This window comes from Alteromonas sp. G4i35, from assembly GCF_054960375.1.
Genome location: NZ_JBHNZD010000016.1, coordinates 1 through 21,158 on the forward strand (window position 1 = coordinate 1; position 21,158 = coordinate 21,158).

The 21,158-nt window shown below is 45.5% G+C and carries 15 protein-coding genes; 3 read left to right on the forward strand and 12 right to left on the reverse strand.

Going from position 1 to position 21,158, the window contains the following annotated elements; all coding sequences use genetic code 11:
- Window positions 1–33: 33 nt before the first annotated feature.
- Together ACFI6L_RS11685 and ACFI6L_RS11690 are read right to left on the reverse strand one after the other, a co-directional pair.
- Window positions 34–1,326 carry an NAD(P)/FAD-dependent oxidoreductase gene (locus tag ACFI6L_RS11685; RefSeq protein WP_039233728.1) on the reverse strand — a complete coding sequence of 431 codons (1,293 nt, stop codon included), beginning with the start codon at window positions 1,324–1,326 and terminating at the stop codon, window positions 34–36.
- Window positions 1,327–1,511: 185 nt separating this feature from the next.
- On the reverse strand, window positions 1,512–3,581 hold the full coding sequence (locus tag ACFI6L_RS11690) for a TonB-dependent receptor (protein WP_462574059.1): 2,070 nt from the start codon (window positions 3,579–3,581) through the stop codon (window positions 1,512–1,514).
- A 583-nt stretch (window positions 3,582–4,164) separates the two neighbouring features.
- Between ACFI6L_RS11690 and ACFI6L_RS11695 the strand changes: the two genes are divergently transcribed.
- Window positions 4,165–4,608, forward strand: coding sequence for a DUF2721 domain-containing protein (locus tag ACFI6L_RS11695; protein ID WP_014951195.1), 444 nt, complete (start codon window positions 4,165–4,167; stop codon window positions 4,606–4,608).
- A gap of 194 nt (window positions 4,609–4,802) precedes the next feature.
- Here the strand turns inward: ACFI6L_RS11695 and ACFI6L_RS11700 are convergent, their stop codons facing one another.
- The gene (locus tag ACFI6L_RS11700) at window positions 4,803–5,813 is read right to left on the reverse strand and encodes a 5'-methylthioadenosine/S-adenosylhomocysteine nucleosidase family protein (RefSeq protein WP_462574060.1); all 1,011 of its coding nucleotides are present in this window, start codon (window positions 5,811–5,813) and stop codon (window positions 4,803–4,805) included.
- Between the two features lie 315 nt (window positions 5,814–6,128).
- Here ACFI6L_RS11700 and ACFI6L_RS11705 point away from each other — a divergent pair, with 315 nt between their 5' ends.
- A complete protein-coding gene (locus ACFI6L_RS11705) occupies window positions 6,129–7,013 on the forward strand; it encodes a LysR family transcriptional regulator (protein ID WP_462574061.1) in 885 nt (294 codons plus the stop codon).
- Between the two features lie 127 nt (window positions 7,014–7,140).
- Here the strand turns inward: ACFI6L_RS11705 and ACFI6L_RS11710 are convergent, their stop codons facing one another.
- A complete protein-coding gene (locus tag ACFI6L_RS11710; RefSeq protein WP_049585748.1) occupies window positions 7,141–8,499 on the reverse strand; it encodes an OmpP1/FadL family transporter in 1,359 nt (452 codons plus the stop codon).
- 387 nt (window positions 8,500–8,886) lie between these two features.
- Here ACFI6L_RS11710 and ACFI6L_RS11715 point away from each other — a divergent pair, with 387 nt between their 5' ends.
- Window positions 8,887–9,885, forward strand: coding sequence for an NADP-dependent oxidoreductase (locus tag ACFI6L_RS11715; RefSeq protein ID WP_049585584.1), 999 nt, complete (start codon window positions 8,887–8,889; stop codon window positions 9,883–9,885).
- Between the two features lie 23 nt (window positions 9,886–9,908).
- On the opposite strand, the gene ACFI6L_RS11720 is transcribed toward ACFI6L_RS11715, so the two are convergent.
- The 8 genes from ACFI6L_RS11720 to glmU all read right to left on the reverse strand — a co-directional run bounded on the left by ACFI6L_RS11720 (window position 9,909) and on the right by glmU (window position 20,976).
- The gene (locus tag ACFI6L_RS11720; protein ID WP_049585581.1) at window positions 9,909–10,985 is read right to left on the reverse strand and encodes a GGDEF domain-containing protein; all 1,077 of its coding nucleotides are present in this window, start codon (window positions 10,983–10,985) and stop codon (window positions 9,909–9,911) included.
- A 104-nt stretch (window positions 10,986–11,089) separates the two neighbouring features.
- On the reverse strand, window positions 11,090–13,015 hold the full coding sequence (locus ACFI6L_RS11725) for an ATP-binding protein (protein WP_287133697.1): 1,926 nt from the start codon (window positions 13,013–13,015) through the stop codon (window positions 11,090–11,092).
- A 19-nt stretch (window positions 13,016–13,034) separates the two neighbouring features.
- Window positions 13,035–14,057 (reverse strand): ABC transporter substrate-binding protein, encoded by a 1,023-nt coding sequence (locus tag ACFI6L_RS11730; RefSeq protein WP_462574062.1) that lies wholly within the window; start codon window positions 14,055–14,057, stop codon window positions 13,035–13,037.
- A gap of 124 nt (window positions 14,058–14,181) precedes the next feature.
- Window positions 14,182–15,168 carry an LLM class flavin-dependent oxidoreductase gene (locus ACFI6L_RS11735; RefSeq protein WP_462574063.1) on the reverse strand — a complete coding sequence of 329 codons (987 nt, stop codon included), beginning with the start codon at window positions 15,166–15,168 and terminating at the stop codon, window positions 14,182–14,184.
- A gap of 274 nt (window positions 15,169–15,442) precedes the next feature.
- The gene (gene glmS / locus ACFI6L_RS11740; RefSeq protein WP_462574064.1) at window positions 15,443–17,275 is read right to left on the reverse strand and encodes a glutamine--fructose-6-phosphate transaminase (isomerizing); all 1,833 of its coding nucleotides are present in this window, start codon (window positions 17,273–17,275) and stop codon (window positions 15,443–15,445) included.
- A 2-nt stretch (window positions 17,276–17,277) separates the two neighbouring features.
- Entirely contained in the window at window positions 17,278–18,090 is an 813-nt protein-coding gene (locus tag ACFI6L_RS11745; RefSeq protein WP_462574065.1) for a DeoR/GlpR family DNA-binding transcription regulator, read from the reverse strand.
- Between the two features lie 197 nt (window positions 18,091–18,287).
- A complete protein-coding gene (locus ACFI6L_RS11750; protein WP_239217745.1) occupies window positions 18,288–19,328 on the reverse strand; it encodes a Gfo/Idh/MocA family oxidoreductase in 1,041 nt (346 codons plus the stop codon).
- Between the two features lie 289 nt (window positions 19,329–19,617).
- Complete coding sequence (glmU, locus tag ACFI6L_RS11755) at window positions 19,618–20,976, reverse strand: bifunctional UDP-N-acetylglucosamine diphosphorylase/glucosamine-1-phosphate N-acetyltransferase GlmU (RefSeq protein ID WP_371341830.1); 1,359 nt, start codon at window positions 20,974–20,976, stop codon at window positions 19,618–19,620.
- Window positions 20,977–21,158 lie beyond the last annotated feature (182 nt).

Genomic DNA, 21,158 nt, shown 5'->3' on the forward strand with positions numbered 1-21,158 from the left:
AAGCCCCAAACATGGGGCTTTTTTTATATGTGGTTAGTGAAGCTTCAGCTTAGGGCTGATGGCCTGACTTAACTTCTTCACAAGGAGCTTTAGAGCACCTTTAATTTTTCCGTGTACCGCAAACTGATGCATATTATACAAAGAAACGTACACCAACTTAGCTAGACGCCCTTCAATGAACATACTGCTGTTTGACAGTGACCCCATTAAGCTTCCAACAGTGCTGTATTTACTTAAGTGAACCAAGGATCCATAGTCCTTGTAAGTAAAATCTTTCGTGTCTTTTTGAGTAAATAACGACGTTATATTATGCGCAACAATATCCGCCATTTGGTGGGCAGACTGCGCTCGAGGCGGCACCCACTTCCCATTTTCCTGCTGGAAACCACAGCAATCACCTAACACCCAAATATTCTTATGAGATGAACTGCGAAGCTGCTTATCAACAAGAATTTGATTAGCTCTGTTCGTTTCAAAAAGCGCAAGCTTTGTTATGAAGTCCGGTGCTTTCACCCCCGCAGCCCACACCATTAAATCAGCGTCAATTCGACCACCGTCTTTTGTGATCAGCCCTTTCGCGTCGGCTTCTGCCACCATGGTTTGCTCTTTAATGTCTACGCCCAACTTATGCAGCGCTTTTCTTGCAGAGTTTGCTATACGCTCAGGTAGCGCAGGCAATATACGCTCTCCCGCTTCTACGATCGTAATCTTAAGACGAGAAGCTGACATGTCTGGCATTCCGTAAGCCTTGGACAAATTCGCCACATGGTGAAGTTGAGCGGCTAGCTCAGTACCTGTTGCTCCTGCCCCGACAATAGCGACATCAATTCTAGCGTCTTTATCTTCTTGCTGATTGATGCGGATTAACTGATTAAGAAGCGCTCTGTGAAAACGTTCAGCTTGCTTTAACGAGTCAAGAAAGTAGCAATGCTCAGCAACGCCAGGTGTGCCAAAGTCGTTACTCACGCTGCCAACCGCCAGCACTAACTGGTCATAATGAATCTCGCGTTCAGGCAAAACCTGTGTCCCTTCTTCATCGATTAAAGGCGACAAGGTTATGGTTTGCGCTTGCGCGTTAAGCGAGCACATTTCACCTAATTGAAAGCGGTAGTGGTGAGCTGCAGCGTGGATGGCGTAGTCCACACCGTCTGAATGCTTATCAATTACACCGGCGGCCACTTCGTGTAATAGCGGCTTCCAGATATGGGTTCGACTGCGGTCGACGAGGGTAATTTCGGCTTGTTTCTTTCTCCCGAGGGTGCGGCTTAAGCGACTGGCTAATTCAAGACCACCAGCACCGCCACCAACAATTACTATTTTTTGCATGGGTTTACCTATTAACAATCATTCCACGTATGTCGCCTGACCTTTCCAAGCGCTATACATGGCGTGACTGAGACCCATGCTGATGCCTACAGACTACGCCTGATGCCGCTGGGGTACAAGCAAATCACGGCAATAGTCTGTATTTTCAAGATTAATAATTATCTATTACGGCTACTTATTTGAATCTATAACGTGAACGATGCCGTTATCATGAAGTTTCGAGGCCGCCCAGGAAAGTAGCGAGGGCCTGTGAAGCTAGTAAAATCGGCGCGTTCAGCGTAGTCCGTATCAAATACATTGTTAACCCGCGCATACAATGTAACGTCTTCGTTCACGCTGTAGCGTACGCGCGCATGTACCAAGTCATGCCCCTCGTACTCGTTGAGATTTTCAGCGTCGGTGAAATAGCTCGAAACATGCTGCCACTCTAGCCGCGTTTGTACTTTGCTCGACATCTCAAAGCTTAAACGAGCGTTAAACTGAAGCTTTGGCGCAGTATCAATATCATTACCTTTAATGTCTTGTTCACCTGAGAGCTGACTGTGCTCGTAGGTATGCTTTGCGTATGTACCAGCAAAATCTAAGCGCAGTACATCGCTTAACGGTTGGTCAAAAGTAAGCTCTACGCCTCTATGCCACGTTTCGCCGTTGCTTACGTTGAAAAAGTCGCTGTTGCGGTAAATCACATTATCTTTTTGTAGGCTGTAAAGGCTAAGCGTATAGCTGCCGTCAAATAGTGTTCCTGTAACGCCCATCTCGATATTATCGGCCGTTACCGAGTCAAGATCAGTAACAGTCTGTGCACGCTGCAAACGATACAGCTCTGTTGCCTGAGGCGCGCGATAGCCTCTTGCGATGCCGCCAAACAACTGGGTTTGAGGGTTAAGTTGATAACGAAGTGAAAGCTTCGGACTAAAGTTATCAAAATCATTTTCGCTGTCTGCTGGTCTGGAATATCTGCAGCCGCCAAAACCGCACTGCGTGCCATCCTCGCGAACACGACCAACATTCATATTGTTGGTGTAGTCGTATTGCATAGACTCAAAGCGCCCGCCGACAGAAATAGTCCAACGCTCAGCTTGCCAATTGAAGGTAAAGAAAGGCGCAAATAGCGTGGCATCTACATCATAATCATAGTGCTTTCCTACAGGTATGGTTTCAACCAAAAAGGCTGACCCTTCTGTGGCGCTGTCTTGTGACTGGGTTAATTCACCTTCTGTGTATTCTGCGTCTAATCCTATATCTGCACTTAGGCTGTCATTAATGACGTAATGGAACTGAGACAGCACACCAACGCCTTTTTGAGCATTCGTTTCAAGGGGTTTGCCAGGTAAAAAATGCATACGGAAGCGCATGTCCTGGTTGCGTACGTAAGGTGTAATCGACAGTGCATGACCTCCGCTAAAGCTAGTATCGAACTTGCTCCATAGTCTAAAACTTTCTGCTTTTCGAAACGCTTCGGGGTTTGGGTTGCTTTTGGCTATTTGTGTATTTTTGTAGCTTTCAAACCCTTCTATGTAGCCGGCAGTTTCTTGGTCTAAATGGGTATAGGTAAGGCCGCTCGTGATAACCGAGTTATCCCACTCCAGCCTGTGGCGAAGCGAGACTTTCTCTTGGTCAACGCCCTCTTCATCTCGATATCCTGTATCTCTGGTAACACTGGCGGCGATACCCACGCCACTATGACCAAAGTCTTTCCCTTCTTTAAGCTTTACGCGATGAAACCCATAAGACCCGTAATCAACGCTAAGCTCCCCGTCGCCTTGGGTTGTGTCAGGGGTAATCACATTAATCACACCATGTATCGCATTAGAGCCATAAAGCGCTGACGCAGGGCCTTTTATCACGTCAATACGCTGTGCAATTTCACCGTGTGCTTCAAACAGCTCGTTAATATTGCAAAAACCTGCTGCGCGCAACGCAATACCATCTTCTGCTGCTAAAATTCCGCCGCACGCGCCAGCGCCGGTTAACACTGGCGAACGAAGGGCAGGTAAATACTCTTGCCCATTGCCCCGCTGTACGCCGGCACCCGCAATGTAATTCAGCGACTCTTGGATATGTTGAAATGAAAGCAGCGAAAGCGTTTCTTCTGAAATAGACGACACTGCATAACCGGAAGCATTCATATTTCCCAGTATACGAGAAGACGTGGTTTCAATTCTTTCTATTTCATTGGTTTGTTGAGCGATGGCTGCATGCGATAGCAGAGACACAGCTAGCAACGACAGAGGAAAGCTTGGGGCAAAGCGCATTATCTATCCTTATGATGACAAAATGTTTTTTTAGCAACTGATGCTAGGGCCTGTTGACCTTTGGTGTACGAATTTTGGTCTAAATGGAAGCCTTTTAATCGCGAAACAGTCCTGCAAGCCTAGCGGGCTAAGTTAAAGGACTGTGACAAAGAGTAAAAGGCTTCCATAACGACCCCTTCGGGCAGCGCCTTTGTGCCATCTATACTGCGTTGAATGTTCTCGATTTAGAACCACTAAACCGTCAAACATTCGCCTTGTCTAGATGGCACACAGACCGCTGCAAAAATGTACAACAAAGGTCAACAGGCCCTAGTGTATCGTTAATTTAGGCAAGAATGGGTTAAAACTCGCTAAACTGTTGCGGCATTTTGACAATTACGTCATATCTCTGATTTAAGCGTTGGCGTAGACTTTGCAGTTCGCAGACTTTACTGTCACAACACAAGTCTTAGTTTTATACACTATTTCTAATTTACGTGTATCTAACGCATATAGACTGGCAGTACGTTAGTAGATTGCAGCAATGGGTTAACCACTCTTTGCCTGAAGTAAGAAAACCAAACTTTGTTCGCTGGAGGAACCATTGGACACACTTATTCCTAGTCTTTCACAGCTTATCGAATTCGCTGTTGCCCCCGTATTTTTACTTACCGGTATTGCGGGCTTCCTCAATGTTATGTCGTCTCGGCTGGGCCGAATATCAGACAGGGTGAGGGTGGCGGAAAGACAGATTCATACTCTATCAGACCCGCATATTGTCGATCGCTCAAAGAAAGAAATTAAGGTGCTATGGCGCAGGGTAAAAGTGATTAACTGGGCGATTGGGCTGTGTGTCGCCGCTGGACTGATGGTGTGTACCGTCATTATGGCGCTGTTTTCTGGGTCGCTGTGGGTTGTCGATTTGAAAACACCTGTCATCGTGTTGTTCATACTGGCTATGATGTTTCTAATCAGTGCGCTTATTGTCTTTCTGGTTGAAGTAAAACTTGCGACTAACACCATAAATATGGTCAGAACCATTCGCTAGTCCCACCACGTCAACGGTTTGCTCGCTGGCGTTCAGTTGATAGCGTTAGAAGCACCTAAGAAAGGCGGATAGCGCGTAATGTTTACCTTCTCTATCCGCCTACTTATTTTTAGGCTGTCGCGATTGGCTTAGTTTTGAAACTAACATTCATATGCAAAGAAGCAACGTTGCCTCAATGTTTGCCATACTATCGACTACTCGTCCTCAGCGAGTGTATCTAATACAGAAAACAGAACGTTAGCGCCAATTCGCGACACTTCTTGGTCGTACTTGTTCTCAACGTTAACGCCTTCTTGACCGCCAGCCAAATCACTAATAGCTCGAACAATAATCCAGTCAACGTCGTTAACGGTACATACTTGACCTATTGCGGCTGACTCCATCTCAGTTACTTCGGCATTGAACACGTCTCTTGTCCACTTTCGATACTCGCGGTTATCCATAAAGACAGACCCGGTAATACCATTTCCGCCTACAAAGAGCTCGGCATCGCGCTCTCCAAGCACACGCTGCGTTGGCATAGTGCTCATAGCTTGTTTCGCCGCAGTTAAAAGGCGTGGTGTCGCGCTGAAATAGGCGGTGTCTTGTGGTTTATCCATCCCTTCTTTCACAATAAGCACTTCGTCAGGGTGAATGAAGTGAAAGGGCTTATATTTTGGTGTGTGAGGATCTTTAGCGCGGCGTTCATCTTGCTCTTCGATGAACTTTGCATAATATTCAGGAAGTATGTATTCGCCCGGCGCATTTGGGTCTTCATTGGTGTACACGCTTTCATCATGATAATACCAACGCGCGGGAACAATTACGTCACCCGGTTGCCATTTTGGGTTAACCGCTCCCGCAATCCCCATGTAAACCACCTGCTTAACCGGAAAGTAATCAAGCGCCATCTGCATAGTCATTGCAGCGTTGGCAATACTCATTCCGGTAGCAAATATCAAAATTGGCTCGTCGTGATAGGTACCAATGCGATATGTAACGCCCTTAATTGTTGTGGTGGTATGAATGGATGCATTGGGGTCTTGTTCAATACGATTAAGAATACCCTGCATTTCTGGTGCATACGCCACGGTGACTGCAGTAAATGCCGGTTGTGAAAACGCGGCGGGTCCATATGAGGAGTTAACGGACGTTTGGGTAGAAGCACATCCGCCCACCCACGACGTGGAGAGCACAACGATAATCATCAAAGTAAATCGTTTCATTCGCGATTCTCAGCTGCATAGTTAGTGAATAATTAAACTAGCACTTTAATCAAATAAAGAAACGCTGCATTTCAATAATTTACTATTTAAAAACAGAAAGAAAACATCTTTAAAACAAGGTGAACTCTCTTGTTACTTTTAGCTACTAATGCAATGGGGCTGCATAACGTTTCTAATGTAAGCATTGCGTAAAGACCCGCTTCAAAAGCGTTCATCAACGTTAAAATACGGTAGAATTCGACCATTTCCGTCGTTAATTTGCTACAAATGAACAGTCAAAATGCTGCGGCCAATAAAAAGGATTAACCAAGCGCCATGAACACTAAATTACTTCGCTCTCTTCAGGTTTTTGTTGCAGTAACTGATAGCGGCAGCATGAGTGTAGCCGCCCGAGAGCTTCACATGACTGTCTCAGCTATTAGCCAGCAGTTAAGAAAGCTAGAGCATGATATCGGCCTTAGCCTTTTTAATCGAAACACCCGAAGCTTGAGCCTAACGGAAGCAGGCCGAATCTACTACGAAACCAGTAAGCAAATGCTGCAAACAGCAGAACTCGCCCAGCAGAAAATTGAAAGTCTACAGGACGATCCCACTGGTAAAATAAATATCATCGCACCTGAGGGGTTTGGCGGAGGACTGTTAAGCGAGCCGCTGAAAAAGCTTTGTGAAGAGTTTCCTAAAATAACAATTTCTTTAACCGTGACTGACGAGCCTAAAGACATTATCGCTTCTAGTGCAGATCTTGTTCTTTGTTTCGCCCCGGTTTCCGATACCAACTTCAGCAGCTTAGTACTCGCGACGTGGAAGCGTATTTTGTGTGTCTCTGCAGACCATCCACTTGCTAGCGAAACGCTTACTTCACCTGACGCACTTAGTGCACATGCATATATTGCTCACAGGCATATCGACGACTATGTGATGAAACATGCAGACGGGGGCGAGTATGAACTGGATACTCAACGCATTGACGTGAACTCTATGCAGACGCTCATTAAGCTTACCCAAGATAGTGTTGGCTACGCTGTTCTACCGGAGCCTGAAGTGAGACATCTATTAAAGTCTAGTGAAATGAAACAGCTCTTTACCGACTGGCAACTACCTGATTACACAGTATATGCGGTAACCCCAAAGCGCGAGCTAATGCCTGCAAAAATCGGCGCAGCAATTACATGTCTGCAAGATTTATTTGCGCAAATTTAGTCGTTAAACAGCGCACAAGAACCCCATCGCACATAAAAAATGCGACGTTATACCAGTGTACATAGGTCATTACCAAAAAGGCAGCGTAAATACGCTGCCTTTCTTATTTGACTTGGCTTCTTTGAAATTAGAAGCGAGTGTTCATTTGAACACTTAGAATGTGCGCTGTAGCTGACTGTGTGCCAGAGAAGTTAGTAGTAAAGTCAGTACCAGGAAGAACATTGCTTAGAATCGTTCTATCTTTGTCGATATTCGCTTCACGGCCATCAATGAATACGTAAGCCACGTCAATTGATGTATCTTCGCTTACCGTGTAAGTCATACCACCAGAGAACCAATGACGATCTGTATCTGGGATACTAAGTGAGCGGTTTTCTACCGATACCACACCGTCATCATAAGCATAGCCAGCACGAAGGGTAATTTCATCGTTTAGGATGTAAGTTACACCAAGCGCTGCACGCCATGAGTCGTCGAAATTCTCTTCTTTAATTAGGAAATCGATGCCGTCTTCTAGGTTAGCTTCAAGCTTCTCAAACGTACTCCAGTCAGTGAAAGTAACACTTGCTTGTACAGACCACTGATTGTCAATTTTTTGATCAATCGCTAGCTCTGTAATCGCAGCAAGGTTCAAATCTAGACTACCAGGCTGGTTTAAGTTGATAGGAAACACTGGCGTCTCTGAAGATACCGCGCCTTCAAGTTCTAGTTTCGTTTCTGCACGGTATGAAAGCGCAACATTAGTCATATCAGTTGGTTGCCAGAAAATACCAGCGTTCCAACCATAGCCCCAATCGTCACCTTCCATGCTAAACAGTGAATTGCCAGGAGTAAGCGTAGGCAATGTAATACCTAATGCTTCTGCTGTTGGCGCTAGGCCTGCAACAGTGCCCGCTAGCGTGTTTGATACACCAGAACCAATTTCAGCTTCAGCGTAAGTGATGTTTAAACCAAAACCTACCATAAGCTGCTTATTCACTTTATAAGATACAGCAGGGTTTAGGGTAACCGTTTTTACTTCAGCTGTGTCAGCAAAATGCAGCGCACCAAAATCATCAGAGTAATCTGAACGAAGACCGTAGGTTGTGAATACACCTACACCAGCAGATAGCTTTTCATTAATTGGGCTTACATAAAAGAATCCTGGAACAAAAGCAGTATCTGCAATGTTGTCTTCTGCTGCTGGCATAGGTTGGCCAACTGGGGCTTCGCCTAACGCATAGCTAACAACACCATCGATATCTACGTTCGGATCGATAAAGCTTACTGATGCACTGAACTCAGCTTCTTTAAATACACCAATCGCTGCAGGGTTAGTTGCTAAAATGGAGGCATTCTCTGGCTTAGCCGCTTGACCAGCCATGGCACGGCCTAGACCGTTTGCACTGTGTTCATTAACCTGGAAACCAGCTGCCAGCGCAGAAGAAGAGGCTAAGGTAGCAAGCGCTAAGCAAACTGAGGCACGTAAAGAAAACTGTTGCTTCATAAGATACTCATTGTAAAAGGGGAAAATTGCATCGGGCATTCTACGGATCTGAGTACTTTTGTTCAATGCAAGTAAACGCCATTTACGCACTTTTATCGCATTTTTTACAATTATAGCTACAACTTCGACGCATTTATAAGCAACTTTGATAAAACGGCGTTAACGAAAGATCTCAATATTGTTAACACTATTTTAATTAACTATCACTAACACCTATTGGAAATGCAAAAAGGTTTCACTCAAATTTATAAACAGGCTGTGTTATAGGTTGTGTTTATGTCTATAACCCCCACCCTATTTTAAACAGCGCAAATGCAACCGTGTTTAGCGACGCGCTTTTACATTCGATAAGACGTCGACCATTTGTGCTTGTAACAGGAGGACACCATGTCAACATACAAAGCAATTACACTCGTTAATCGCCCCCATGACAGAAAAATTGGGCCACATTTATTTGAAAGCAAAGAGCTCGAAGTTCCCACGCCTAAAGACGGTCAAATTTTGATAAAGCAAACTCACATGTCTTTAGACCCTGCGATGTTAGGTTGGATGAGTGAAGACAGAGAGAGTTATATTCCACCTGTGGAGCTTGGCGATGTAATGCGCTCAAGCGGTGTGGGCGAAGTGGTTGAGTCTAACAACCCTAATTTTTCGGTTGGCGACAAAGTTATGGGAATGACTGGCTGGAGTGAATATGTGCTCAGTGACGGTTCTGGTTTTAACAAACTTCAGCCTGGCATTACTGAGGAAATGGCCCTTTGTGTTTTTGCACTACCAGGCCTAACGGCCACAACAGGTTTATATAACTTTGGCGAGCCCAAAGAAGGTGAGACACTTATTGTTACGGGTGCAGCAGGTTCTGTAGGCTCAATTGTAGGTCAGCTTGCTAAAGCAGACGGGCTGCGTGTAATTGGCGTAGTAGGAAGCGAAGACAAAGCCGATTGGATTGTTAACGAGCTTGGGTTTGATGGCGCTATAAACTACAAAACCGACAATTTAGAAGAAAAGTTAGTCGAACTAACACCAAATAAAATAGACGTCTTCTTTGAAAATACGGGCGGTCCTATTCAGCAGCACATTTTTAACAGAATGAATGCCCATGGCCGAATTGTGGTATGTGGAATGATTTCCGATTACCAGTCTGAAGAGCCGTCACCGGGCCCGAACTGGATCCCGCTGATTAAAAAGCGAATTAACATTCGCGGTTTTGCTATGCCTGATCACTGGGGTGAAATTCCACAACTACTGCAAAAGCTTTCGCCTTATGTTCAACAAGGTAAAATCAAGTACCGTGCACACACTGTGGAAGGCTTAGAGAACGCCGAGAAGGGACTAAATATGTTGTTTGAAGGCAAGAACACCGGCAAGATGATTGTGAAGCTGTAAGCCAATCGTGAAAAAGCGCAGTGTTATTCTAAGCACTGCGCCTGATTTAATACAAACTGGGCTTTGCCTTTTTCTTTTGCTTCGTAAAGTGCTTTATCTGCTTCGTCAATAAGGCAATCGATTGACATGTTCTCGGCCGACTTGGCAAACACCACACCAATGGAACAACTCATTAAAGGATGCTTTGCATCTTGTGCATGTTCTAGTGCTGCTTCTGTCCACTTATTCAAAAGTGCATCACAGTGCTTCTCAACTTGTTCTTTCTGAATGTCGCTCAATACAACAATAAACTCTTCCCCACCGTACCGACCTAATATGTCTGTCTCTCGCTTAAAGACCTGCTTCATAATGCGGGCTTGTATTTTTATGGCTTCATCCCCCTGCTGATGACCAAAACAGTCGTTATATTTTTTAAAGTCGTCTAAGTCGAGCATCATCACGGCCATCGACACTTTATGACGCTTACTCAACGCCAACAGTTTTTCACTCTGCTCTCGTAACGCACGCCGATTCAATAAATCAGATAAGGGGTCAAATTTGCTAAGTTTAAGTAGCCTGTCATTGGTTTCTTTTAACATGCGTACGCTGCGATCTAACCGATAACGGGCATAGACACAAATAAACAAAGACCCAGATACAAATGCCATTGAAATTGGAACTCTGTCACCATAAACCGGCGCAACCCACATTAACCCCAAAAAACCCAGAATGTTGATGACGTTGGCTGCTAGCGCTAATTTAAAGGCAATGCCCAGCGCAAACACACAGAAGAAAGCATATAAAATGGTGCCCTCGTAGGGGAAAATGAAGCTGTGCTCTTCCCAGCAAACCCATATTAACCAGTAGTTGCTGTAAGAAAGCGCAATAAGTAACCCTGCGAAAATGTAGGCTCGATGCTGAATGAACCTGCGCCAGAAGGAGAGTACAACAACGACGAGTATAATAGGGAATTGAAGAAGTAAGCGATCGAATATGTACAGCTCGTACATGCTGCTTGGTAGTAGCATCAAGTCAGCAGCCATAAAGGCAAGCACAAGTACAGCACCAATGATCAGCGCAATTCTCAGCCGAAGTAGCTCGCGGGGTTTATTGATTTGCACACGCCACCTTAAGCAATAAGTTACTGTTAAAGCATTTATATATTAGCCCATGGTGAAATCACCCACGGGCTCTTACAACTTCAAATTACTGAGGCTGCATCACTTTAACTATTATCAGTGACTTCTTGATTAAGCGCCAGTTTTGACAAACTTTCTTGCAGTGCCTCAACGGTGACAGGTTTGGTAACGATGTCGTCCATCCCTGCTTCTTTAAATGACACGTGCCGCTCTTTGAATGCTTCGGCGGTAAGTCCTATAACTGGGGTTTTGCTAAGCTCTCCATCAAGCTTTCGAATGCGTTTTGTCGCTTCAATGCCGTCCATCACTGGCATGTGCACATCCATGAAAACAACATCAATACCGCCCTCTTCTACTCGTGCAGCGGCTTTCAGTCCATTATCAACGTGCTCAACATCACATTTCAGCTGTTCTAAGAGTGCCTGTGCTACCACAGCATTAATGGCATTATCTTCAGCCAACAGAACTTTAATACCTTCTGGTAAGCTAGCGCGCTCTGCTTGTCGCGCGGAATCCGAATCGGCCGACGACTCCACCACGCGACGACTCTGCACCTTGGCGGTAACGGTGAAACATGAACCTTCACCTACTTTGCTCACCACCTTAATATCACCACCTAATATTTGTGCAAGCTGCTTTGCAATAGCAAGACCTAGCCCAGTGCCACCGTATTTACGCGTAATTGATGAATCGGACTGCGTAAACTTATCAAAAATATGCTCGAGTCTGTCTGGCTCAATACCAATACCGGTATCTTTAACCGCAATTACCAAATGGTTCTCGCTCACGGTATCCTGGGAAGGCTGTTTGAGCTTGGCGGAAATAGTCACAGTGCCCTTATGAGTAAACTTAATTGCGTTACTCACCAAGTTAATGATTATCTGGCGTAACTTCGTAATATCACTGGTTACTGCCACCGATTCCATGTTCTTACTTTTGTAAACCAAACGCGTACTATTGGCGCTGGCATTGGTACCCAGTAGCGTAATAAGGTCATTCAGCATTGCGTCAAGATCGAACTCTGTAACGTCAACCTCTGACATACCTGATTCAATTTTTGAAAGATCCAGAACATCGTTGATAACGGTCGCTAGAATAGACGCCGATGATTTCAAATCGCTGGCATACTGATGCTGTTTATCCGACAGTTGCGTATCAAGAAGTAGCGTTGCTAATCCCTGAATACCGTTCAGTGGGGTGCGAATTTCGTGACTCATTACCGCAAGAAAATCCGTTTTTGCGCGGTTTGCTTGCTGAGCTTGAGCAACGTACTGTTCTATTTCACCAGACATTGCCTCAACGTCTCGCGCTAAACTACCTAACTCGTCGTTTTGCTGTAAGTCTATACTGACCTTCTTATGGTCAACCGCAATGCGACTTGCTGCTGATTTTATTTTTTCGATAGGAGAAACAACAAACACCTGTGTAACTCTTCCCATAAGCAAACTGACAATAACGACAGCAAATAGCGTCACTAATGACGTTAGCCACGCAATAGTAGATAGGGAAGATTGCAGTGCGTCAGCAGGCTGTAATACGGTAACTTTCCAATTCCATGGCGCAAATTCTGCACACGCAAATAACACGTCAGCATCGTTAATATTCGACTCACCAAAGGCGACCTTACGACTGGCAATGGTTGCGATTGTCGCATCTTCGACATTAGGAACCACAGTGTGCTCCATCGTACTAAACACCACAGTATCGGCACTCTTGTCACTGATCGCAAAGTGGCGGTCGGTGGCTTGCTGCAACGACTTTAGCTCTTCAAACACTTCCTTTTGATAGGCCTCGCGAAACACAGGCACATTCTCTAGGCCCGACTCAATAAGCAGTTCACGTCTTTCGTCAATGATCTCTAAAACGTTTAATGTAAGCGTCTGAGTGAGGAGCTGATATTCTCTTTCGCGTACTGAATCGTACGCCGTCAAATAAGCCCAATACCCAGTAAGTGCCATACCAATTAATAAAATTGGAATGTAGATAACCAGCAGTTTCGATTTAATCCGCATACTTACTTCTAATTAGGCCTTATTGATACACATGTTTTTTCGACAGCTTCATGTAGTTTGAAGGAATGGGCAACTGCAGTTTGATTGCCGTAGACACATTTACCGCTACAGTGTACGTATCCATTTTATCAACGGGAATGTCCCTCGCCGATTTTTTCTCAAGAATTAGCTTGGCTTTTCTTGCAGCTGATTTGCCAATACTCGCTGGCTCAGATACTACGCCAAGAAGCGCCCCTTCTTTCACAGAGGAAATGCTTTCTGCGAATAAAGGAAGCAGTCCCGTAGCTTCTTTTACCTTCGTTACTAAGCCATTCGATTCCGCGAGCGGCCCAGATGAAAGCCAGTAACCATCCAGCTCGTTTGTTTTTTGCTGCAAGCTGTTGATGATGCTGTCAGTCATTTCAACCAGTCCATCATCGCCTTCTATATACGGTGTACTAACAGCAACAAGATTTATGTTCTCGTAGTCACCATTCAGTGCCAGAAGTTGATTAACCAAGTTACTTGACGATGGGTATGTAGAATGGACTAGACCTATGGTAAAAAGCGATGAGGGCTTAGACGCTCTGAGCACGCCCTCTAACATATCTAGCTTCACCTTTGCGTCTAGCACGTGTGACTCGCCCGTCATGTTGCGGTCACTAACCGCACCAATAGCAGAAACTATTCCTTCTTCAACCGGTGCTGAGACCGCCATAAACAGCTTAGGTACATCAACAAACGCTTCAGACGCATTCAGCGCTCTGGTGGCAAGGGTCGCCACCGATACAATAAGGTCAGGCGCTGGGTTTTGTGCAAGCTCGGTAAGTATCTCCTTAGCACGAACTTCAGAGCCTTCGGCGTTATACGATGTTACGTTAATCTCGTGATCGGGCATAATCCGCGCAAGTTCCTTTTCGAACTCGGCCCGCGAATCAGCGACAATTGGAACAGGCAGTGTTTCAAGAACAATTAGGTCCAGGGTTTCTTTCGCAAAAGCAGCACTAGCGCCCCACATCAAAGAAGATAAAGCTAAAAGAAGGGAAAACCAGACCTTTGTCATGACTGTGAACCTAACACAACTAACTGAAAATACGCACATATAGACGTATCATAAAGTTATTCGAAGGTCATTCATAGTGGAAGTTATAACCAAATATTCAATACTGGGAATAGCTTTCTAAAAACTAAGATGCGATTTCCGCAAATGCGTTAACACTAAACAGGCGCGCTTCTATATCGTAAATCGGCATCGACACGATAATTTCATCAACACCCGTCGCTTCAACAAACTGAGCTAGCTTGTTTTGCACTGTTTCTTTCGACCCTACCAACGCATACCTCAATACATTCGATAACATTGCTTCGTCAGTCGCCGTACAATATTCTTCAAAGTCAGGCATAGGCTTAGCGAAAGGCCTGTTAAGACCACGTCGCATGTTCATAAATTGCTGCTTCACTGACGTGAATAGGAGTTCAGCCTCTTCATCGGTTTCAGCAATCACCACCATTACACCAGCCATTGCTTTTGGCGCTGATAACTGAGGCGACGGTTTGAACATATTGCGGTACACATGAAGCGCATCGAATAGCGCATCGGGCGCAAAATGCGAGGCGAACGAATATGGCAGCCCCATCTTTGCCGCCACCTGTGCACTGTACAAGCTAGAACCAAGTAACCACAAGGGCACGTGGGTATTCGCCCCTGGAACTGCAACAATCGGCTGCCCGTCTTGCGGTGTACCCAAGTAGTGCTGAAGTTCCTGAATATCTTCTGGGTAACTGTCTACATCGCTTTGTAAATTGCGACGAAGCGCGCGTGCGGTTGCCATATCAGTGCCTGGTGCACGGCCAAGTCCAAGCTCTATGCGATTGGGAAATAATTCAGCCAAGGTGCCAAACTGTTCAGCAATGACCAAAGGTGCATGGTTAGGCAGCATAATACCGCCCGCACCAACTTTAATGGTAGCGGTGGCGTTAGCAATGTGCGTTAACACTACTGAGGTGGCAGAACTGGCAACACCATGCATGCCGTGATGCTCGGCTAACCACACACGTTCATAGCCACAGCGCTCAGCTTCCACAGCCATTAACTTTGAATTGTTTAACGCGTCTTTTACGCCAAACCCTTCAGATATTGGCGCTAAATCTAGCAGTGAGTATGGGATAGCCATGTTGCCTCGCAATGTTGAAACTTGGTATGACTTATAGGTATGACCTTACTCCTCGTTTTACAACTGCCTTACCTGACAAAGTAAGACGGATGGAGAAGGTTTATCGATAAAGTGAGAGTGGTGGAAAGAGAAGTGAAATAATAGTGAGTCATGGGCTTGCAGGAAAGCCACTTAATTAGCAGCCAATACTCGCCTATTGAAAACAAAAAAGCCTGCGCTTTTGTCAGTCGCAGGCTTTGTTTGTGAGCACGAATAAGTGCTTCAGCAGTGTGCTTTATTCCACCGTAACCGACTTCGCCAAGTTACGCGGCTGGTCAACGTCGGTGCCCTTAATTAGCGCTACGTAGTAGCTCAAAAGCTGTAGTGGCAAGGTATAAATGATAGGTGCGATTGGTTCGTCGCAGTGCGGTACGTCGATAACGCGCATGGTTTCATCACCTTCAAACGCCGCATCTTTATCGGCAAACACATACATGATGCCGCCACGGGCACGTACTTCTTCAACGTTCGACTTTAGCTTCTCGAGGAGTTCGTTGTTCGGTGCAACCACAATAACGGGCATTTCGTCATCAATAAGCGCAAGTGGGCCATGTTTCAATTCACCAGACGCATACGCTTCCGCATGAATATAAGAAATCTCTTTAAGCTTAAGCGCTCCTTCCATGGCAATAGGGTATTGATCGCCACGACCTAGGAACAAGCTGTGGTTCTTATCTGCAAATTCTTCAGCTAAATCTTCAATGCCACCAGTTATCGCTAAGGTCTCTTCAAGCTTTGCAGGTAGACTATGAAGCGCAGAGACAATAGCTTTGCTGTCAGCGTCTGTCATGCCGTTTTCTTTGCCCAGTGCTAGGGTAAGCATTAAGAACGCAGTGAGCTGAGTAGTGAAAGCTTTGGTAGATGCTACGCCAATTTCCGCGCCAGCACGGGTCATAAATGCAAGGTCTGACTCGCGTACTAATGACGAACCCTGAACGTTACAGATAGTCAAACTAGACATATAGCCCAGCTCTTTTGCTAAGCGAAGGGCAGCTAACGTATCGGCTGTCTCACCTGATTGAGAGATAGTAATAAGCAGGCTGTTTGGGTGCACTACTGACTTGCGGTAACGGAATTCTGATGCAATTTCTACGTTGCACGACACATTTGCATATTGTTCTAGCCAATAGCGCGCCGTCATACCCGCATGGTAGCTGGTACCACAGGCAATAATTTGTACATGCTGTACTTTTTTGAATATCTCGTCAGCACCTTTACCAAATATGTCAGCGGTAAGACCGTTTTCGTCAATACGATCTTTAAGCGCATTACGCACAACGGTTGGCTGCTCATGAATTTCCTTGAGCATGTAGTGGCGGTAACCCGCTTTGTCACCCGCATCGTGCTCGATATTCGACTCAATCAATTCGCGTTCAACGGCATTGCCGTCTTTATCGAAGATTTTAACATCGCGACGTGTAATCTCTGCCACATCGCCTTCTTCTAAAAAGATAAAGCGGCGTGTCACTGGCAACAATGCCATTTGGTCCGAAGCAATGAAGTTTTCGCCAAGCCCCAAACCAATTACAAGCGGGCTGCCCGAACGTGCAACCACAACGCGACTAGGATCTTCTTTGTCCATGATGACGGTGCCATACGCACCGTGGAAGGTTTTAACGGCACTTTGTACAGCGTCTAGTAAAGTCTTACCTGACTTAAGCTCTTCGTGTACGGTGTGTGCAATAGTTTCTGTGTCGGTGTCGCTGGTAAAGGTATAGCCCTGCTCTTTTAACTGTGCTTTTAAGTTAACATAGTTTTCAATAATACCGTTGTGAACAACAGCTACACGTTCAGTTGAAAAGTGTGGGTGCGCATTCGCTTCAGTCACACCACCGTGCGTTGCCCAACGGGTATGAGCAATTCCAGTTGTACCCAAAGCTTCACCTTCTGCCACCGCATCAGCAAGCTCTTGTACTTTGCCTGTACGGCGAATACGCGTAAGCGTGCCGTCGCCTTGCAATAGCGCTACGCCAGCTGAATCATAGCCGCGATACTCCAGTCTTTTTAAACCTTCTAATAGGATTTCAACCACGTTACGCTCAGCTACAGCGCCAACTATTCCACACATAATTATTCTCCACTCGGCGCTGCAATAAGTACTGTCACGCCCTGATTTTCAATATTAAGTTTGTCTTGTTCACAAATGCCTTCATCAGTGATCAAAACAGAAATGTTTTTCCAGCTTAGCTCTAGGTTAGGCATTTTATGCGTTAATTTCTTTGAGCTGGCTACTATAACCACCTTACTAGCCGCCACAGCCATGGCGCGGGTTACACCAATAAGCTCGTTAAAAGTGGTGGTGCCTCTGGTGACATCTATGCCCGCGGCACCAATAAACGCAATGTCAAAACTATAGGCACTAACCAACTGTTCAGCCATCGCGCCTTGAAACGACTGAGATTGGGCATCCCATGTGCCCCCTACCATTAACACCGTCGGCTCTTTTTCACTTTGAGTAAGGTAATTGGCGGTTGATAACGTGTTGGTCATTATCACTAAATCATCGATATGTGATAAATGGGGTAAGATGGATGCGGTGGTAGACCCGCAGTCTATAACGAGCTTATTGCCCGGTTTGACCAAGCTCGCTGCAAGTTGGCCTATAGCGTTAATTGCTGGGCTAGTAGTTGAATTCGTGAAAGGGTCACTGGTAATTAATTGAGATGGCCCAGCATTTGAATTGGTAGATGATGGTACAGGTACTGCGCCACCAAACTGTCGAATCAGTAAACCTTGCTGCGAAAGGGCTGCGAGATCTTTTCTAATGGTGACTTCAGACGTAGCAAAACGCACGGCCAAATCTTCAACTTGTGATTGACCATGCTCTTTCACCCACGCCACTATCTGCTGGCGGCGCTGTTCAACTGATTTACTACTTTTCAATATAACCTCATGCTCTTGCCGCCTTCTCGCTAAACCTTCCTGTACGCGTTGTTCCAATTGAGAACAAGCCATGAAAAGTCTGCAAAACAGTCCGCAAACACATCTTCAACATTCAATCATAGCTTTCAAAACGAAAGATATTAGTTTTAAAGTGAAAGCATCGTAAGTTAAATTGAAACGACGATCAAGATAATTGTTTAATTAAACGCCAGCGATTTCTTTTGAGCACTCGCTTTTATGGCTAGCTCAATGACTTTGATAACAGGTACGACCGTACTCGCGTCAGCCGGCGAGAATTTACCGTCTTCAATAGCGTGAGCAAGGCGATTGAAAAACGTGAGATATTCACCCTTCAATGTTGTCACCGTCTCTTCAACTAGCTGGCCGCTTTCATTGACCACAGCTAGCACGCCATGCTCGTTATCTTTTGTAATCGCCCAGTGTTCATCATCAAAGGATAGCTCTGCACGCAATTGATCTTCTTGCGGATCTAAATAGAACTTTCGAAAGCTGCCTTTTGTGCCTTGCAAGTCGTAGCGCAATGTTGCTCCTGCCTGAAAAGCTGAACTACCTAGCTTTACAACTTTATCAACATAGTGAAGTGTTACATCGAACGTGTCATCTGACTGTCCATTTTCACGCAAGGCCTGTATGTTTGCCGACACTTCTTCCGGCTCGCCGAAAAGCTGTAGCGCTTGGTCGATTAAGTGGGGACCCAAATCCCAGAAGATACCGCTTCCTGGCCCTGCATTTTCACGCCACCTGTCTCGTGGTACTGGGCGAAATCGATCGAAGCGGCTTTCCAAACGTTTAATGTCGCCAAGTTTTTCATCGTTAATTAGCTGCTTAATCGTAAGAAAATCGCCATCAAAACGTCTGTTGTGATAAACACAAAGCTGTTTATTTTGAGAATGTGCAAGCTCTACTAAAGCTTCTGCTTCTTCACTATCTAATGTAAATGGCTTTTCTACCAATACGTGACAGCTGTGCTCTAATGCCAGTTTCGCCTGTGGCCCATGAAGGTGATTTGGGGTTGTAATAACCACCAAATCTACATCGTGAATTTTAAGCGCCTCTTCCAACGAGCCATACACTTCAGCATGGGGTAAAACTGCGTTAACCACATCAGGTTTTGAAGAGATAACCACATCGACAGAGAACTGCGGTAGATAATTTAGAAATGGCAAATGAAAGGTTGTGGCGGAAAATCCAAAGCCAACCAGAAGTGTAGATATCATCGCATATCCTTGTGTAACGAGAATTAAGAGGTAAGTAAACACACACTATCAGTAATGATAGATAGGGGAAACCTTAGATAGTTCATTATTTAGAAGACAGATAGCTGAATGAGTTGCGTTTACAGCGACACAGTAGACGTTAATTTAAGCCCTCTGATTTTGTCATCTTTCTGACTGGGCGATAGTTTGATGGGACTGAAGAAGAAACTGGGCTAGCTAATCACTATTTGTGTTTGCCAGCCCTATCTCACCATGTAACCCGTTAGCGAACTTTAATAAGGATACGTCTTTATTTTTTTGTCGGGCGCGGCCAATTTGGAATATTGCGCTGCTTACCGCGGGCAACGGCTAGCGCGTCTTCGTCTACGGTTGACGTGATCACGGAACCAGCACCTACGGTAGCCCCTTTGCCAATGCTTACAGGCGCGACAAGCGACGAGTTTGAGCCGATAAAGGCATTGTCGCCGATGACGGTTTTGGACTTGTTCACACCGTCGTAGTTACAGGTAATTGTGCCTGCGCCAATGTTCGCTTTGGCACCCACTTCTGCATCGCCTAGGTAGGTTAAGTGATTCGCTTTGGCGCCCTCGCCTAAAATAGCCTTCTTCATTTCCACGAAGTTACCCACTTTGGCATTTTTCTGCATTACTGCACCAGGGCGTAGTCGAGCGAAAGGCCCGACCGTACAGGCTTCACCTACACTGGCTTCTTCAACAATAGAATTAGCTTCAATTACAGCGTTATCGGCAATAGTACAGTTGCGCAGAATACAGTTTGCACCAATGTTGACGTTGCTACCAAGTGTCACCTTACCTTCAACAATAACGTTAACGTCGATAATTACGTCGTTACCGGTTTCAAGCTGGCCGCGTAAGTCAAAACGAGCAGGATCCAGCAAGGTCACGCCATTGGTCATTAGCTCCTCGGCTTGGCGACGCTGAAGCGCGCGCTCCAGGTTAGCTAACTGCAAACGATTATTAACGCCTTCCACTTCTACCGCAGACTGTGGCTGTGCTGACTGAATTCGTTTGCCTTCGGCCGCTGCCATGGCAATAACGTCGGTAAGGTAATACTCACCTTGCGCGTTATCATTGCTTAACTCGCCCAACCAACGCTTAAGATCAACGCCAGACATCATCATCATACCGGTGTTAATTTCTTTAATTTCACGCTGGGCATCAGTGGCGTCTTTGTGCTCAACTATCGCGGTAATGTTGTCATTCTCACGAATAATACGGCCCATGCCTGTGGGGTCGTCTAGATTTACAGTAAGCAGTGCTAAATCACAGCTTTCCTTCGCAGCTTTTAACGCACTTAGTGTCTCTTCGCGAATAAGTGGCGCGTCGCCAACCAGAACAAGCACGTCTTCATTGTCTTTAATATGAGGTGCCGCTTGCTGAACAGCGTGGCCTGTACCTAACTGTTCGGCCTGTAAGCACCAGTTTAGATTGTCTTCAACAACCGTTGCCTTTAGTTGGTCGCCGCCATGACCGTAGACCAAATGAATATTGTCAGCACCCAGTGATTTTACTGTGTTGATAATTCGCTGCACCATAGGCACACCACCTACTTTGTGTAACACCTTGGGTAACGACGATTTCATACGAGTACCTTTACCCGCCGCTAAAACAACCACTGAGAAAGCCATATAATTCCTTTATTTCGCAAAGAGAATGAAAATCGGAGCATAGTGTAACCAAGGGAACAGCATATGTCAGCGGTTCATTCGTGATAAAAAGCTATTTGCAGAGTGCGAAAACTAGGTGTTTTCCTTCATTGTTATTTAGTCTAAAGTTAATGATAGTCACCTAGTAGTTCAATATTGCAACA